Annotated in this window: 16 protein-coding genes; 6 read left to right on the top strand and 10 right to left on the bottom strand. The window is 72.7% G+C overall.

Going from position 1 to position 14,713, the window contains the following annotated elements; all coding sequences use genetic code 11:
* Positions 1–21: 21 nt before the first annotated feature.
* Entirely contained in the window at positions 22–834 is an 813-nt protein-coding gene (locus ABIA36_RS01810) for an HpcH/HpaI aldolase/citrate lyase family protein (RefSeq protein WP_369960565.1), read from the bottom strand.
* On the bottom strand, positions 819–1,604 hold the full coding sequence (gene hpaH / locus ABIA36_RS01805; protein WP_369960564.1) for a 2-oxo-hept-4-ene-1,7-dioate hydratase: 786 nt from the start codon (positions 1,602–1,604) through the stop codon (positions 819–821). Before hpaH ends, ABIA36_RS01810 begins: the two co-directional genes overlap by 16 nt.
* 126 nt (positions 1,605–1,730) lie before the next feature.
* Between hpaH and ABIA36_RS01800 the strand changes: the two genes are divergently transcribed.
* The 3 genes from ABIA36_RS01800 to ABIA36_RS01790 all read left to right on the top strand — a co-directional run bounded on the left by ABIA36_RS01800 (position 1,731) and on the right by ABIA36_RS01790 (position 4,802).
* On the top strand, positions 1,731–2,687 hold the full coding sequence (locus ABIA36_RS01800) for a GlxA family transcriptional regulator (RefSeq protein ID WP_369960563.1): 957 nt from the start codon (positions 1,731–1,733) through the stop codon (positions 2,685–2,687).
* 107 nt (positions 2,688–2,794) lie between these two features.
* Positions 2,795–3,790: a type I glyceraldehyde-3-phosphate dehydrogenase gene (gene gap, locus ABIA36_RS01795; RefSeq protein ID WP_369960562.1), complete on the top strand. Its 996-nt coding sequence runs from the start codon at positions 2,795–2,797 to the stop codon at positions 3,788–3,790.
* Positions 3,791–3,872: 82 nt separating this feature from the next.
* Positions 3,873–4,802: an MBL fold metallo-hydrolase gene (locus ABIA36_RS01790; protein WP_369960561.1), complete on the top strand. Its 930-nt coding sequence runs from the start codon at positions 3,873–3,875 to the stop codon at positions 4,800–4,802.
* A gap of 4 nt (positions 4,803–4,806) precedes the next feature.
* On the opposite strand, the gene ABIA36_RS01785 is transcribed toward ABIA36_RS01790, so the two are convergent.
* A complete protein-coding gene (locus ABIA36_RS01785; protein ID WP_369960560.1) occupies positions 4,807–5,109 on the bottom strand; it encodes a DUF1905 domain-containing protein in 303 nt (100 codons plus the stop codon).
* A 133-nt stretch (positions 5,110–5,242) separates the two neighbouring features.
* On the opposite strand from ABIA36_RS01785, the gene ABIA36_RS01780 reads away from it, so the two are divergent.
* Positions 5,243–5,638 carry a hypothetical protein gene (locus tag ABIA36_RS01780; protein ID WP_369960559.1) on the top strand — a complete coding sequence of 132 codons (396 nt, stop codon included), beginning with the start codon at positions 5,243–5,245 and terminating at the stop codon, positions 5,636–5,638.
* 101 nt (positions 5,639–5,739) lie between these two features.
* Complete coding sequence (locus ABIA36_RS01775; protein WP_369960558.1) at positions 5,740–6,366, top strand: hypothetical protein; 627 nt, start codon at positions 5,740–5,742, stop codon at positions 6,364–6,366.
* A gap of 9 nt (positions 6,367–6,375) precedes the next feature.
* Here ABIA36_RS01775 and ABIA36_RS01770 read toward each other — a convergent pair whose 3' ends face one another.
* On the bottom strand, positions 6,376–7,821 hold the full coding sequence (locus ABIA36_RS01770) for a lipase maturation factor family protein (protein ID WP_369960557.1): 1,446 nt from the start codon (positions 7,819–7,821) through the stop codon (positions 6,376–6,378).
* 52 nt (positions 7,822–7,873) lie between these two features.
* Positions 7,874–8,545 carry an endonuclease/exonuclease/phosphatase family protein gene (locus ABIA36_RS01765; RefSeq protein WP_369962054.1) on the bottom strand — a complete coding sequence of 224 codons (672 nt, stop codon included), beginning with the start codon at positions 8,543–8,545 and terminating at the stop codon, positions 7,874–7,876.
* Between the two features lie 186 nt (positions 8,546–8,731).
* Here ABIA36_RS01765 and ligD point away from each other — a divergent pair, with 186 nt between their 5' ends.
* A complete protein-coding gene (gene ligD / locus ABIA36_RS01760) occupies positions 8,732–9,751 on the top strand; it encodes a non-homologous end-joining DNA ligase (protein ID WP_369960556.1) in 1,020 nt (339 codons plus the stop codon).
* A 91-nt stretch (positions 9,752–9,842) separates the two neighbouring features.
* Here the strand turns inward: ligD and ABIA36_RS01755 are convergent, their stop codons facing one another.
* The 5 genes from ABIA36_RS01755 to ABIA36_RS01735 all read right to left on the bottom strand — a co-directional run bounded on the left by ABIA36_RS01755 (position 9,843) and on the right by ABIA36_RS01735 (position 14,694).
* Entirely contained in the window at positions 9,843–10,913 is a 1,071-nt protein-coding gene (locus ABIA36_RS01755; protein WP_369960555.1) for an ATP-dependent DNA ligase, read from the bottom strand.
* A gap of 61 nt (positions 10,914–10,974) precedes the next feature.
* Positions 10,975–11,832 (bottom strand): SDR family NAD(P)-dependent oxidoreductase, encoded by an 858-nt coding sequence (locus ABIA36_RS01750; protein WP_369960554.1) that lies wholly within the window; start codon positions 11,830–11,832, stop codon positions 10,975–10,977.
* A 16-nt stretch (positions 11,833–11,848) separates the two neighbouring features.
* Entirely contained in the window at positions 11,849–12,214 is a 366-nt protein-coding gene (locus ABIA36_RS01745; protein ID WP_369960553.1) for a Fe-S oxidoreductase, read from the bottom strand.
* 140 nt (positions 12,215–12,354) lie between these two features.
* Entirely contained in the window at positions 12,355–13,806 is a 1,452-nt protein-coding gene (locus ABIA36_RS01740) for an NAD(P)/FAD-dependent oxidoreductase (RefSeq protein ID WP_369960552.1), read from the bottom strand.
* A 102-nt stretch (positions 13,807–13,908) separates the two neighbouring features.
* On the bottom strand, positions 13,909–14,694 hold the full coding sequence (locus ABIA36_RS01735; RefSeq protein ID WP_369960551.1) for a crotonase/enoyl-CoA hydratase family protein: 786 nt from the start codon (positions 14,692–14,694) through the stop codon (positions 13,909–13,911).
* Positions 14,695–14,713 lie beyond the last annotated feature (19 nt).

The raw sequence follows: 14,713 nt of genomic DNA, 5'->3' as shown, positions 1-14,713 counted from the left end.
GACCGTGCGGAAGGGCGTGTGTCAGTAGGACGCCGGGGCCGGTCCGTCTGCCGCGTCCCCGATGAACCGCGCCGCCAGCCCCTCGGAGGCCCGCGCCAGCAGTGTCACGTCGCTGCCGACCAGGACGTACGCCGCCCCGGCCTCCGCGTACCGGGCGGCCATCGCCGGGTCGAACGCGTTGACGCCCACCGGCGTCCCGGCCTCCCGCCCGGCACGGATGACGTCCTCGACCGCCGCGACGACCTCCGGGTGGTCCTGCTGCCCGAGCAGGCCCATCGACGCGGCGAGGTCCGCCGGTCCGACGAGCAGCGCGTCCACGCCCTCCACTGCAGCGATGTCCGCCGCCGCGTGCAAGCCGTCCGTCGTCTCGATCTGCACGGTCAGCGACACCAGCTCGTGGGCGCGGGCCAGGTAGTCCGGGATGCGGCTCCAGCGCGACGACCGCGCCAGTGCGCTGCCCACGCCGCGCACGCCGAGCGGCGGATACCGCACCGCCCGCACCATCTCCTCGGCCTCCCGCACGCTGGACACCATTGGCACGAGCACGTTCTGCGCGCCCAGGTCGAGGAGTTGCTTGAGGATCACCGCGTCCCCGATCGGTGCGCGCACCACCGGGACGACCGGGTAGGCGGCCGCCGCCTGAAGCTGCGCGAGGACCGACTCCAAACCGATGGGGGAGTGCTCGCCGTCGATCAGGAGGATGTCGAGCCCGCTGCCCGCGCAGATCTCCGCGACGAGCGGGCTGCCCGCGCACGACCACATCCCGTACAGGGTGCGGTCGGCCGCGCGGAGGCGGTCGGCGAACGTCGGGGCGGAAGTCAGGCGAATCGGCATGTCACGGCTCCCAGGGTCCCGTAGTCGGCGTGGATGGTGTCGCCGCGCTCCACCCAGAGCGGGCGGGTGAACGAGCCGGCGAGGACGATGTCCCCGGCCTCCAGTCGCGTGCCGTGCTGGGCGAGCTTGTTCGCGAGCCAGGCGACCCCGGCGGCGGGATGGTCGAGCACGGCGGCGGCGACGCCGGACTCCTCGATGGTCTCGTTGCGGTACAGCAGCGCGGACACCCAGCGCAGGTCGACCGCGTCCACCGCGACGGGGCGGCCGCCGACGACCATGCCACCCATCGCGGCGTTGTCGGAGATCGTGTCGACGATGGTGCGGCCCGGCAACTCGATGCGCGAGCTCAGGATCTCCAACGCCGGCACGACGTACTTCGTCGCGTCCAGCACGTCGAACAGCGTGATGTCCGGGCCCTCCAGCGGCTCGGCGAGCACGAAGGCCAGCTCGACCTCGATCCGCACGTTCGAGTACCGGTCGAACGGGATGACGGAACCCGTCTCGTGGACCATGTCCGCGAAGATGGCGCCGTAGTCCGGTTCGGTGATCCCCGTCGCCTGCTGCATCACCTTCGAGGTCAGCCCGATCTTGCGGCCGACCAGCCGGCGCCCGGCGGCGAGCCCGCGCTCGACCCACACGCGCTGCACGGCGTAGGAGTCCTCGACCGTCATGCCGGGGTGCCGGGCGGTGAGGAGCGGGACCGTCGTGCGCTCGCGCTCGGCGGTCGCGAGCTCGTCCGCGATCGCATGGATGGTGGAGGTGTCGAGCATCGGCGGCTCCCTGTCGTCGTCGGAGGGCGTCATCCGGGCCCGGAGGGGGCCCGTTCAGGATCGTATATCATCCGGCGGCGATCGTCCCGCGATTATTCTGCGGCGCCTCACCGCTACCCTGAATCCGTGCCGGACCGTCTGCATCGCGTCGCCGTCCTCGTGCTGGAGGGCGCCAAGCCGATGGACGTCGGCATCCCGGCGCAGGTGTTCACCACGCGCGCCAGCATGCCGTACGAGGTGCGCGTGTGCGGTGCGGCCCCCGGGCTGGTGACCGGTGGGGATGGGCTCTCGTACCACGTGGCGCACGGCCTCGAGGCGCTCGACTGGGCGGACGTCGTCTTCCTGCCGGGGTACCGGCATCCCGACCGGGAGGACCCGCCGGCCGCGGTGGTGGCGGCGCTACTCGCGGCGCACGCGCGCGGCGCCCGGCTGGCCGCGATCTCCACGGGCGCGTTCGCGCTCGCGGCGACCGGCCTCCTCGACGGCAAGCGCGCCACGACGCACTGGCACTACACGCGGGCCCTCGCACAGCGGCACCCGCTGATCCGGGTCGACGAGAACGTGCTGTTCGTCGACGAGGGCGACGTGCTCACCTCGGCGGGCGCCGCCAGCGGCATCGACCTCTGCCTGCACATCCTGCGCGGCGACCTCGGCATCGCCGCCGCCAACCACGCCGCCCGACGCCTGGTCGCCGCGCCGTACCGCAGCGGGGGACAGGCGCAGTACGTCCCGCGCAGTGTGCCCGAGCCGCTCGGCGAGCGGTTCGCGGCGGTGCGCGAGTGGGCGCTGCACCGGCTCGGCGACCCGCTCACCCTGGAGGTGCTCGCACGCCGGGCCGCGGTGTCGCCGCGCACGTTCTCGCGGCGCTTCGTGGAGGACACGGGCTACACGCCCATGCAGTGGGTGATGCGGGCGCGCATCGACGTCGCCCGGGAGCTGCTGGAGCGCTCCGAGCTCAGCGTCGAGCAGATCGCGGCGGACGTCGGGCTCGGCACCGGAGCGAACCTGCGGCTGCACTTCCAGCGCATCCTCGGCACGACGCCCAGCGAGTACCGGCGCACCTTCAGCGGCGACGCCGGCTGACGCGTTCAGGGCCGCTGGCGGGATCCTTTCGAACCATGACGTTCGCGCCCCTGTCGGGTCGGCGCAACGGCGGCGAGGCTGTGTTTGAACGAAAGGATCCCCTCCGCATGACCCGCATCGCCATCAATGGCTTCGGCCGCATCGGCCGCAACGTCCTCCGTGCCCTCCTGGAGCGCGACAGCGACCTGGAGGTCGTGGCCGTCAACGACCTGACCGAGCCGGCCGCGCTCGCCAAGCTGCTCGCCTTCGACTCCACCGCGGGTCGCCTCGGCCGGCCCGTCTCCGTGGACGGCGACGTGCTCGTGGTCGACGGCCGCCGCATCCGCGTGCTCGCCGAGCGCGAGCCGGCGCAGCTCCCGTGGGGCGAGCTCGGCGTCGACATCGTGCTGGAGTCCACCGGCCGGTTCACCTCCGCGACCGCCGCCCGAGCCCACCTGGAGGCCGGCGCGAAGAAGGTGCTCATCAGCGCACCCGCGGACGGCGCCGACGTCACCCTCGCCTACGGCGTCAACACCGACGCGTACGACCCGGCGGTCCACACGATCGTCTCCAACGCCTCCTGCACGACGAACGCGCTCGCGCCGCTCGCCGCGGTCCTGGACGAGCTGGCCGGCATCGAGCACGGCTTCATGACCACGGTCCACGCCTACACGCAGGAGCAGAACCTGCAGGACGGCCCGCACCGCGACCCGCGCCGCGCCCGCGCCGCCGCCGTCAACATCGTGCCGACCACGACCGGTGCGGCGAAGGCGATCGGCCTGGTCCTGCCGAACCTGGACGGCAAGCTCTCCGGCGACTCGATCCGCGTGCCCGTCCCGGTCGGCTCGATCGTGGAGCTTAACACCGTCGTCGCCCGCGACGTCACCCGCGACCAGGTGCTCGCCGCCTACCGCGCCGCCGCCGAGGGTCCGCTCGCCGGCGTCCTGGAGTACTCCGAGGACGCGCTCGTCTCCTCCGACATCACCGGCAACCCGGCGTCGTCGATCTTCGACTCCGAGCTCACCCGCGTGGACGGCCGCCACGTGAAGGTGGTCGCCTGGTACGACAACGAGTGGGGTTTCTCCAACCGCGTGGTCGACACGCTCGGGCTGCTCGCGGGCTGACACCCCGCGTCCCGAACGGACCGCGTCCCTCGCCGGGGCGCGGTCCGTTCGCGTGCGCGGCGGCGTCGGCTAGCGTGTGGGGATGCCCTCCACCGCCGCGGCCGAGTCGGTCGCCCCCGGCGTCCGTCGCGTGCGCGTCCCCATGCCGCCCGGCACCGGCCTCCCGTTCAGCAACGCCTACCTGATCGCAGACACGGACGGCCGCGTCCACCTGATCGACCCCGGCTCCCCGACCGCGGAGGCGCGCGAAGCACTGCGCACGGCCCTCGACGGCGCCCCGGTCGCCTCGATCGTGCTCACCCATCTGCACGCCGACCACTCGGGAGGCGCCGCGGACCTCGCAGCCGAGACGGGCGCGCCGGTGCTCGTCCACGAGCGCGAACGGGCAGCGCTGCGGCTGATCGCCGCCGGACTCCCGGCGCCGGACCTGAAGGCGTGGGGCGTCCCCGCCGAACGCCACCCCGAGCTCCTCGCCGCTGCGGCCGTGCCGACCGGTCCGGCCGCACAGCTCGTGGACGCGGCGATCACGGGCGTGCTGACGGACGGCGAGTTGCTCGACGTCCCCGGCCGCCGCCTCCGTGTCGTCGGGACGCCCGGCCACACCGACGGGCACCTCTGCCTGCACGACGAGGAGGCCGGCCTGATCTTCACGGGCGACCACGTGCTGCCGACGATCAACTCGGGTTTGGGCCTGGGCGGTCCCACCGCCACCAACCCCATCGCCGACTACCTCGCATCCCTCGACCGGGTCGCGGAGCTCGATCGCGGCACCCTGACGGCCCTCCCTGGCCACGAGAACCCCTTCACCGGCCTGCGCGAGCGCTGCGCCGCCCTCGCCGCCCACCACCTGCGTCGCGCGGACGAGGTCGCCGCCCACCCCGGCGGCACCGTGTGGGAGGCCGCGCGCACCCTGACCTGGACCGGCGGCTGGGACGCCCTCGCCGGTTTCACCCTGCTCTCCGCGCTGCGGCAGACGGCTCAGCACCGGCAGTTCGTCGCCCAGCGAGCGTGAACGGCTACAGCATCGTCTCCACGCCGAGCGTCACGCGATCGCCGAGCCCGACGCCTTCGCGCCTGCGCACGTCGCCCTTGATGGCCACCACGTAGGCGCCGTCCGCGCTCTCCGGGAACACCGACGTCGACCAGCGCGAACCGCCGAGCGTCACCGTCACCTTGACCGAGCCCCAGCCGGCGGGCGGGTGCGGCTGCAGGCGGATCTCCTCCGAGATGTCGTCGGGCAGGCGGGCGAACACCCACAGGTCGCGCCGGGCCTCCCAGCGGAACAGCTCCGTCTCGAACTCGTAGCGCACCCCCGACATGGCCCCCAGCCTGCCACCGACCACCGACATCCGCACGCCGAACGCACCACGGACGCACCACGAGTGCACGTCGTCGCCCCTGCCCGGCACGGCACCCGCGGCGCTATCCTCGCAGCGACCGTCAGGAGGACCCATGCCCGCCACCCGTCCCGGCACCGTGACGTTCGTCGCCGTGCTCGCCTACATCAACGGCGTCCTCAACATCGTCGGCGGCGTCGTCATCCTGTTCACCCGCGACCAGATGGCGAGCGCGTCGAACGCCGGGGCGCAGGCCGGGCTCATCACCTCTGCGATCCTGGCGATCATCCTGGGCGTCGTCATCCTGGTCGTCGCCCGCGGCCTCCTGAACGGCAGCCGCTTCGCCCGAGGCTTGGTCACCGTCGTCATGATCCTGAACGCGGTGGGCGGCGTCCTCCTGCTGTTCAGCCTGCAGTTCTTCAGCGGGATCCTGGAGATCCTGTGGGCGATCGTCATGCTGTCGCTGCTCTACACGCGGCGGGCGAACGCGTTCTTCGCGAGCCGCGGCTGACCCGGAGGCTGACCCGTCGGGCCGACCTGTCGGCGCGATCGGACAGAATGGGAGGTGGCGCCGACGCCCGGCGTCCCCGACCGACCCGAAAGGCTGTGGCCATGCGCTGGCCGAACTGGCTCAGGAAGCGCGCGGAGAAGACCGTGCGCACGCGTCCCTTCGACGAGGACGCCCTGCCGGAGACCGCCGCGCCCACGCTGGAGCAGACCGTCGAGGAAGGTATGCTCCTGGCGGAATACGCCACCCGGATGGCGGTCAAGAACCACATCGTGGTCGACACCCTGCAGTACGGCAACGACTTCGACCCGGCCCGGCACACCGGCGAGGCGGCGCGCCTGCTGCGCGAGCTCGCCTCCGAGCAGGGGGAGGCCGCCGGCCGCATCGAGGCGGACCTGGAGGTCGCGCAGGGCCTCCGCGGCGACGCGACCCACCCGCACGACTACCGCGACGTGGACGTGGCGAACCTGCGGCTGCGGCGGGACGCGGCGGTCGCGCTGGCGAGCGCGCTGCGGGCGAAGGCCGACTCGGATGAGGAGCTGCTCGCCCTGGTCGAGCGCGGCCGGGTGGACGCCTGGGACGAGGTCGGCCGGGCGATCGAGGCGGGGCTGGACGCGTTCTCCGGCGTGGAGGCGCTGAAGGCCGACTACGAGCACGAGAAGGCGGGGCGGCTCAAGCTGCTGATCTGGCGCGACCTGGCCCGGCTGCAGGAGGAGCGCACAGGGTACTGAGGGCGCCGCTCACCCGCCGTCGCGCAGCGCCACCGGGGGCACCAGCGTCCCGACCTCGGTGCGCACCCACCGGTCCCCGGTCGCCCGCTTCTCCGCGTGCGTCGCGAACCGGTACAGGAACATCCGCGCCCGCACCGCCCGCGGCGCCCGGCCGCCGAACGGGTCGTCCCGCAGCAGCCGCAGCGTCGGCCGGTCGGCCTCCAGCAGTCGCAGCAGGAAGACCTCGAACCACGGCGAGTCCCGGGAGCCCAGCGCGAGGAACCACATCAGCCAGTCCAGCCGCAGATGGTACGGCGCGTACTGCCGCGGCAGCCTCCGCACGTCGCCCGGTTTTCCCTTGAAGCCGTATTCGCGCCACTCGGCGCCCTGGTCGTGCGGGTCGTCCGCCGTGCCCTCCACGACCACCTCGTAGCGCTCCTTCGTCACACTCCCGAATGCGCCGTAGGCGTTGACCAGGTGCCAGCGGTTGAAGCTCGCGTTCATGAGCTGCCGCCGCCGGAACAGGTTCCGCAGCGGCCACCAGCTCAGCGCCACCAGGAACGCGCTCACCAGGAGGACGACGACCGCATACCAGAGCGGCACGCCGGCCGCGCCGATCCCGCCCTGGATCGCGCCGCCGCTGATCCACCGCCACGCGCCGTCGCTCACGCCCGCGAAGGCCAGCACGATCGTGATCCAGTTCAGCCAGGCGAAGTTGCCGGTCGCCACCAGCCAGAGCTGGGTGAGGATGACGACCGCGGCCGCGATGCTCGCCACCGGCTGCGGCAGGAACAGCAGCCACGGCACGACGAGCTGCGCGAAGTGATTGCCCAGCACCTCCACGCGGTGCCACCACTTGGGCAGCAGGTGCGCGGTGCGGCTGTGCGGGTTCGGCATCGGCTGCGTCTCGTGGTGGTAGTACAGGGCGGTCAGGTCGCGCCAGGAGCGGTCGCCGCGCATCTTGATCATCCCGGCGCCGAACTCCAGCCGGAACACCAACCAGCGCAGCAGGATGACGACCGTGATCGGGGGAGCGGTGTCCCAGGAGCCGAGGAACGCGACGGTGAAGCCCGCCTCGCAGATCAGGCTCTCCCAGCCGAAGCCGTAGAAGGTCTGGCCGATGTTCGCGATCGAGAGGTACAGGAACCAGATGATCAGGAACACGGGCACGAACACGTACGACGGGGTGAGCTGGAGGACGCCGACGACGACGAGGGCCGCGAGCACAGCGCCGGTCCACGCGACGGCGCGCAGCAAGCGGTCGGAGTAGCGCCAGCGGAACAGCGTCGGCTGCCGGCGGGCGTAGGTCGAGCGCAGGAAGCGCGGCGCGGGTAGGAGGCCGTGCTCGCCGAGCAGCGCGGGGAACTGCGCGACGGCCGAGAGGAAGGCCACCACGTAGAGGGCCGCGACGCCGCGCTGCAGGATCTCCCGCGCGATCGTGTAATCGGTCCCGGCCAGCCAGCCCAGAGCGTCCATCGGTCATCACCGTACGCTCGCCGCGGCGGAGCGCGAACGCCGGATCAGGACGCTACGCGGCCAGCTCCGCGTCCAGCCGGATCGCCCGGTGGTCGGACGCGCCGGCGGGGAGCACGTCCACGCGTTCCACGTCGAAGCCCGTCGAGGTGACGAAGTCGAAGTAGCCGCTGAAGAACTTGTAGCGCAGGTACGTCGGCTCGTCGGTGCGCTTGAGGGTGTAGCCGGAGGTGGTCAGGTGCCGCTCCAGGCCGCGGATGAACCACGGGTAGTTGAAGTCGCCGACCATGATGGCGGGAGTCTCGGGCGCGAGTGACCGCATCCCCTCGTGGGCGGCGGCGATCTGCTTGCGGCGCAGCGAGTTGGAGGCCGTCAGCGGCGCAGCATGGAACGAGCCCACCAGCACGCGCTCGCCGGAGTCGCGGTCGCGCAGCAGCGCCGCCAGCAGGCGCTCGTTGGCGGGCGCGAGCACCCGGTCGTGGAGGGACTTCTGCACGGCGAACACCTGGGTGTCGAGCACCTCGTAGCGCTCGTCGCGCACGTACATCGCGAGGCCGAGCCGGTTGGCCTTGGTGGTGTCGGCGAGCTGGAGGTCGTGCAGCCGCGGCGCGAGCGCCTCGCTGTCGCACTCCTGCAGGCACAGCGCGTCGGCGTCGTACGTCTTCGCGATGTCCTCGAGCTCGTGACCGGCGGCGTGCTTGCGCAGGTTGTAGCTGATGATCCTCAGGGCCCCGCACCTCCTCGCGTCGTTGGGTCGCCCGGGGAGCGCGCAGCCACCCGGGCCGCCCGCGTGGTGTTCGGGGCGGTCACCGTTCATTGTGGCCCACTTCGGGCCGGGCGCTAGGCAGGCCGCCAGCATCCCACACGGAATTCACACCCTGGTCGTCGCCCGTTGGGCCGGTACGGTGGTCGCATGGCAGGCGACGCAGTCATCCTCACGGTGCCCGGTCCGCACGGGGAGCGGGAGGTCCGCATCTCGAGCCCGGGCCGCGTGCTCTACCCGGAGCTCGGGATCACGAAGCTCGACCTGGCGAACTACCTCGTGGAGGTCGGCGAGGCGTTCGTCCGCGCGAACGGCGACCGGCCGCTGTCGCTGCAGCGCTTCCCGGACGGGATCGACGGCGAGCAGTTCTTCTCCAAGAACCCGCCGCGCGGCACCCCGGACTTCGTCCGCTCGGTGATGGTCGTCTACCCGAGCGCGCGGACGCACCCGCAGCTCGTGATCGACGAGCCGGCCGCTGCGGTGTGGGCCGCGCAGATGAACACGGTGGTCTTCCACCCGTGGCCGTCGCGGGCGGAGGACTCGGACAACCCGGACCAGCTCCGGATCGACCTCGACCCGCAGCCGGGCACGGACTTCAGCGACGCCATCCCGGCCGCGATCGAGCTGCGTGCGGTGCTCGCCGAGGCCGGGCTGGAGACGTACATCAAGACCTCCGGCAACCGCGGCCTCCACGTGTTCGCGCCGATCGAGCCGAAACGGGAGTTCCTGGATGTGCGGCACGCGGTGATCGCGGCGGCGCGCGAGCTGGAGCGGCGGATGCCCGAGAAGGTGACGACGGCGTGGTGGAAGGAGGAGCGCGGCGAGCGGATCTTCGTCGACTTCAACCAGGCCAACCGCGACCGGACCATGGCCGGCGCCTACAGCCCGCGGGCGCTGGCCCACGCGCCGGTGTCCACACCGGTGACCTGGGACGAGCTGCCGGAGGTCGACCCGCGCGACTTCACGGTCCGCACGGTCCCGGAGCGGCTGCGCACGACGGGCGACCCGTGGCAGGACTTCGGCGAGCGCCCCGGCACGATCGACACGCTGCTGGAGTGGTGGCAGCGCGACCTCGACAACGGCCTCGGCGAACTCCCGTTCCCGCCCGACTACCCGAAGATGCCCGGAGAGCCCCCACGCGTCCAGCCCAGCCGCGCCAAGAAGGCGTAGCGCCCGCACCCGCCCGCCGAGTACGCAGAAAGTCAGCCCGAAACCGCCGAGTACGCAGATTATCGACGTACTCGCGGGTTTGCGGCTGGGGTCAGGACATGACGTCGGCGAGGTCGTAGGCGATGGGACGGTCGAGCTGGTCGTAGGTGCAGGAGGCCGCGTCGCGGTCCGGGCGCCAGCGCTCGAACTGCGCGGTGTGCCGGAAGCGCCAGCCCTCCATCTGGTCGTAGCGCACCTCCATGACCCGCTCCGGGCGGAGGCGCACGAACGAGACGTCCTTGCTCGCCGAGAACCGGCTGCGGTCGGTCTCGCCGGTGACCGCGGCGCCGCTGTCGTCGCGCTCGACCAGCGGCTCCAGGTCGTCGACGAGCTGGAGGCGCACCTTGTCGCTGAACGCGGAGACGCCGCCGACGTTGCGCAGCACGCCGTCGTCCCCGTAGAGCCCGACGAGGAGCGATCCGACGCCCTGGCCGCTCTTGTGCACGCGGTAGCCGAGCACGACCACGTCGGCCGTGCGGTGGTGCTTGATCTTGAGCATGGTCCGCTTGTTCGGTGCGTACACGCCGTCCAGCGGCTTCGCGACCACGCCGTCGAGCCCGGCGCCCTCGAATTCGACCAGCCACTGCCGGGCGCGCTCGGTGTCGACGGTCGTCCGGGTGACCCTGATGGGGTCGGGGAGGTCGCCGGCGAACTCCTCCAGGGCCGCGCGCCGCTCGGAGAACGGCCGGTCGAGGTACGACTCGGCGCCGAGGGCGAGCAGGTCGAAGGCGACGAACGTGGCGGGGGTCTGCTCCGACAGCAGTTTCACGCGGCTGGCGGCCGGGTGGATGCGCTGCGAGAGCGCCTCCCAGTCGAGCCGCTGCGCGCCGGGCTCGCCGGTGGGGACGACGATCTCGCCGTCGAGCACGCACGGTCCGGGCAGCAGCTCGCGGAACGCCGCGATCAGCTCGGGGAAGTAGCGGGTCAGCATTTTGGAGCCGCGGCTGCCGATCTCGATGCGGCCGATGGTGCCGTCGCCGGCGTCGTCCGCGTACACCAGCGCGCGGAAGCCGTCCCACTTCGGCTCGAAGCTGAGCCCGCCTGGGACGCTGTCCTGGTCGGGCACGGCGGGGAGCGCCTTGGCGAGCATGGGGGCGACGGGGGAGTCGGCGGTCGGACGCATGTCTCGATCATGCCGCGAGGCGCTGCCATCCGGAAGGGTGCCGCCCTGCAGCCGGAGGATGTCAGCCCCGCTCCGCGACTCCGGTGAGTCCTTCGCTCAGCGTCCAGAGGTCGCGGGCGAGCTGCGGGTCCTTCCCCTGCCGGGTCACCCGGCCGTTGGCGGCGAACCGGTCGAAGTACGTCCCGCTCGGCGCCCCGACGGGCACCGGCCCGGTGAGCCGTTCCAGCGGTGCGGCGCCGACCTCGGGCGTTTCGCCGTATCTTCCGCCGGTGACGGCCGCGCCGAAGCGGATGAGCGGAGAGCTCGCGCCGAAACTGGTGACGACCGTCCCGGGATGGAACGAGTAGGCCGAGACACCGGTACCGGTGAGCCGCTCCGCGAGCTCGGACGCGAACAGGATGGTCGCGATCTTGGACGTGCCGTACGCCTGCCAGCCGCCGCGCCAGCGTCGCCGCTCCCAGTCCAGGTCGTCCAGCCGCAGGTTCCCGAACATATTGGCCATGCTCGCGGTCGAGACCACCCGGACGTCGCGCCCCGCCGCCGCCGTCTCCACCAGGCGCGGCTGCAGGAGCCGCGTGAGCAGGAACGGCGCCAGGTGGTTGAGCTGGATGGTGCGCTCGTGCCCGTCGGCCGTGACGCGCCGCTCGTGGTACAGCCCGCCCGCGTTGTTGGCCAGCACGTCGATGGTGTCGTAGCGGTCGAGGAGGGCGGCGGCGAGCGCACGCACATCGTCCAGCCGCTCGAAGTCGGCGAGGAACGGCGTCGCGCCGATCCGCTCCGCGACCGCCCGGGTCCGCTCCGGGTCGCGGCCGACCACGGCGACGTCGTCGCCGGCGGCCGCGAGGCGTCCCGCGGCGACGGCGCCGATGCCGGAGCTGGCGCCGGTGACGACCACGGTGCGCCGTTCCTGGGCGTTCATCGGGTCTCCTGGGCGTTCATCGATAGCCGCCTTTCTCGAGGCCTGCCTCGATCTCGAACCGGTTGTGCAGCGGGTCGCGGCCCGCCAGCAGGTAGAGGAAGGGGAACAGCATGCCGTAGCGCTGCCACTGCCGCTTGTGGACGGCCTCGTGCTCGAGGACGTCCTCGCTCACGTTGCGGTCGGTGAGGTAGCACGCGCCGACGCACGAGCCGCCGCGGCCGAACGTCCACCGGGGCATGCCGCGAAACACGAACAAGCCGGCGCGCCGCTCAACGCGGCCGGTGCTCCAGGCGAACCCCCAGACCAGACCGACCGCGGTGGCGTAGAGGTAGCCGAGCCGGCTGATCGGCGAGTCGAGGAAGACCGCAGAGAGCGACGGCACCGCGGCTCTGCGCGCCGCACCTCCCTGGGCCGCACCTCCTCGCGCCGCACCTCCCTGGGCCGGACCTCCCTGCGCCGCACCTCCCTGCGCCGCACCTCCTCGCGCCGCACCTCCCCGGGCCGTCGGGTCCGCACGTCCCGTCACAGCGCGGGCCGGCCGTATGTCTCGAGCAGCCGCAGCCAGACCTCGCTGACCGTGGGGTAGGAGGGCACGGCGTGCCACAGCCGCTCCAACGGCACCTCGCCGACGATCGCGACCGTCGCCGAGTGCAGCAGCTCGCCGACATCCTGGCCGACGAAGGTCGCGCCGAGGACGACGCCGCGGTCCTCGTCCACGACCATGCGCGCCATGCCGTCGTAGTCGTCGGCCAGCACGTAGGCGCCGCTCACCGAGCCGATCGGATAGTCCACGACGCGGGTGCGGTACCCGGCCTTCTCCGCGGCGGCCGCGGTCAGCCCGACGGAGGCGACCTCGGGCTCGGTGAAGGTGACCTGCGGGACCGCCTGGTGGTCGGCCGTCGCGACGAACGCGCCCCACGGCGCGAGGGAGACCTCGTGACCCTTCGCCCGGGCGGCGATCGCGTCGCCGGCCGCACGCGCCTGGTACTTGCCTTGGTGGGTGAGCAGCGCGCGGTGGTTGACGTCGCCCGCGGCGTACAGCCAGCCGCCGTCGACCGGCTCGCCCTCGGCGTCGAGCACCCGCATGCTGTCGTCGACGGTGAGCCAGCCGCCGTCCTCCAGCCCGAAGCTCTGCAGCCCGATCCCCGAGGTGCGCGGCAGCCGGCCGGTCGCGACCAGCAGCTCGTCGGTCTCGACCACGGTGCCGTCGCCGAGCCGGATGCGGAACCGGTCGTCGTCGGTGCGCTCGACGGATTCGGTCGTGACGTCGAGGTGCACGGTCGCCCCGAGCTCCTTCAGCCCGGCGGCCACGCGTTCGCCGGCGAACGGCTCCGCGCCGCCGAGCAGCCCGTGCCGGGCGATCAGGTGCACCTCGGTGCCGAACCCGGCGAAGGCGGTGGCCATCTCGGTGCCGACCGTGCCGCCGCCCAGGATCGCCAGCGAGCCGGGGACGTTCTGGACGCTGGTCGCGTCGCGGCTCGTCCACGGCTCGCTCTCGCGCAGGCCAGGGATGTCGGGCAGCAGCGCCGCCGAGCCCGTGCAGACGGCCACGGCGTGCTTCGCGGTGAGGACCGTCGTCGCGCCGTCCTCGCCCACGACGGTGACCTCGCGCGGCCCGGAGAGGGTGGCCCGGCCGCGGACCAGGTCGATGCCCGCGCCCTTCAGCCACTCCACCTGGCCGTCGTCCTTCCAGTCGCTGGTCATGTAGTCGCGCCGGCGGAGGACCGCGGCGACGTCGAGCGGACCGGTCACGGCCTCCCGCGCGCCGCCGACCCGCTGCGCCGCCCGGAGCGCCGCAGAGGAGCGCAGCAGGGTCTTCGACGGGATGCAGGCCCAGTAGGAGCACTCGCCCCCGATCAGCTCGGCCTCGACGATCACCGTGCGCATGCCGCCCTGGGCGGTGCGGTCGGCGACGTTCTCGCCGACGGTCCCGGCTCCGATCACGATGACGTCGTATTCGGTCGTTGCGGGCATCTCTCCTCCTGGGTGTTCGTGGCCTGGGTGCTCGTGGGACTGGGTGTTCGTGGTCTGGGTGTTTCGAGATCTAGGGCGGCCCGATCGTCGGAGCGCGCGGGCTCAGCGCCCCACGAACTCCGCCGTGGTGCGCGTCAGGAACGACTGCATGCCGATCCGGGCGTCCTCGCTGCCCGCCAGCCGGACCAGCTCCGGCTGCAGCGCGGCCTCCGCCGCTGCCTCGCCGTCGCGCACGGCCGTGACCGCGTTGGCGAGCGTCGCCTGCACCGCGAGCGGGGCCTGGGCGGCGATCCGCTCGGCGATGGCGAGGGCGGCGTCGAGCTGGGCGCCGTCGTCGACGACCTCCTGCACGAGCCCTATCCGGTACGCCTCGTCGGCGTCGAACGGGTCGCCGGTGAGGATGTAGCGCATGGCGTTGCCCCAGCCCGCCGCGCGCGGGAACCGGATGGTCGCGCCGCCGAACGGCAGGATGCCCCTGGCCACCTCGATCTGCGCGAACGTGGTGGAGCGCGCCGCCACCGCGACGTCGGCCGCGAGGATGAGCTCGATGCCGAGCGTCAGGCAGGTGCCCTGCACGGCGACCACGACCGGCTTGCGCACCCGCGGGCCGGACACGCCCCACGGGTCGACGCCGGTTTCCCCGACGAACGACAGCCCCTCCGGGCCGATGCGCGGCCCGACGTCCGCGAGGTCCAGCCCGCCGGTGAAGTGGTCGCCGATCGCGTGCACCACGCCCACCCGCAGCTCGGGGTCGCGGTCGAGCTCCCCGTAGGCCTCGGCCAGCGCGTTCAGCAGCTCGAAGTCGGCCGCATTGCGCTTGTCGGGTCGGTTGAGGCCGATCAGCAGCACAGGGCCGCGCCGCTCGGTCAGGATCTTCGGTTCGCTCATGCCTCTCAAGCTACCGGCG

This window comes from Leifsonia sp. EB34 (assembly GCF_041260585.1).
In the GTDB taxonomy this organism is placed as follows: Bacteria; Actinomycetota; Actinomycetes; order Actinomycetales; family Microbacteriaceae; genus Leifsonia.
Note: the sequence above shows the minus strand (reverse complement) of the source record. Positions and strands in the feature narration are given on the sequence as shown.

Bases quoted from the DNA above. Each gene is read 5' to 3' on its own strand.
- ABIA36_RS01780 (WP_369960559.1), top strand. From the start codon at position 5,243: ATGCCCGCCACCCGTCCCGGCACCGTGACGTTCGTCGCCGTGCTCGCC.
- gap (WP_369960562.1), top strand. From the start codon at position 2,795: ATGACCCGCATCGCCATCAATGGCTTCGGCCGCATCGGCCGCAACGTC.
- ABIA36_RS01755 (WP_369960555.1), bottom strand. From the start codon at position 10,913: ATGCGTCCGACCGCCGACTCCCCCGTCGCCCCCATGCTCGCCAAGGCG.
- ligD (WP_369960556.1), top strand. From the start codon at position 8,732: ATGGCAGGCGACGCAGTCATCCTCACGGTGCCCGGTCCGCACGGGGAG.
- ABIA36_RS01810 (WP_369960565.1), bottom strand. From the start codon at position 834: ATGCCGATTCGCCTGACTTCCGCCCCGACGTTCGCCGACCGCCTCCGC.
- ABIA36_RS01775 (WP_369960558.1), top strand. From the start codon at position 5,740: ATGCGCTGGCCGAACTGGCTCAGGAAGCGCGCGGAGAAGACCGTGCGC.
- ABIA36_RS01790 (WP_369960561.1), top strand. From the start codon at position 3,873: ATGCCCTCCACCGCCGCGGCCGAGTCGGTCGCCCCCGGCGTCCGTCGC.
- ABIA36_RS01785 (WP_369960560.1), bottom strand. From the start codon at position 5,109: ATGTCGGGGGTGCGCTACGAGTTCGAGACGGAGCTGTTCCGCTGGGAG.
- ABIA36_RS01740 (WP_369960552.1), bottom strand. From the start codon at position 13,806: ATGCCCGCAACGACCGAATACGACGTCATCGTGATCGGAGCCGGGACC.
- ABIA36_RS01770 (WP_369960557.1), bottom strand. From the start codon at position 7,821: ATGGACGCTCTGGGCTGGCTGGCCGGGACCGATTACACGATCGCGCGG.
- ABIA36_RS01735 (WP_369960551.1), bottom strand. From the start codon at position 14,694: ATGAGCGAACCGAAGATCCTGACCGAGCGGCGCGGCCCTGTGCTGCTG.
- hpaH (WP_369960564.1), bottom strand. From the start codon at position 1,604: ATGCTCGACACCTCCACCATCCATGCGATCGCGGACGAGCTCGCGACC.
- ABIA36_RS01750 (WP_369960554.1), bottom strand. From the start codon at position 11,832: ATGAACGCCCAGGAACGGCGCACCGTGGTCGTCACCGGCGCCAGCTCC.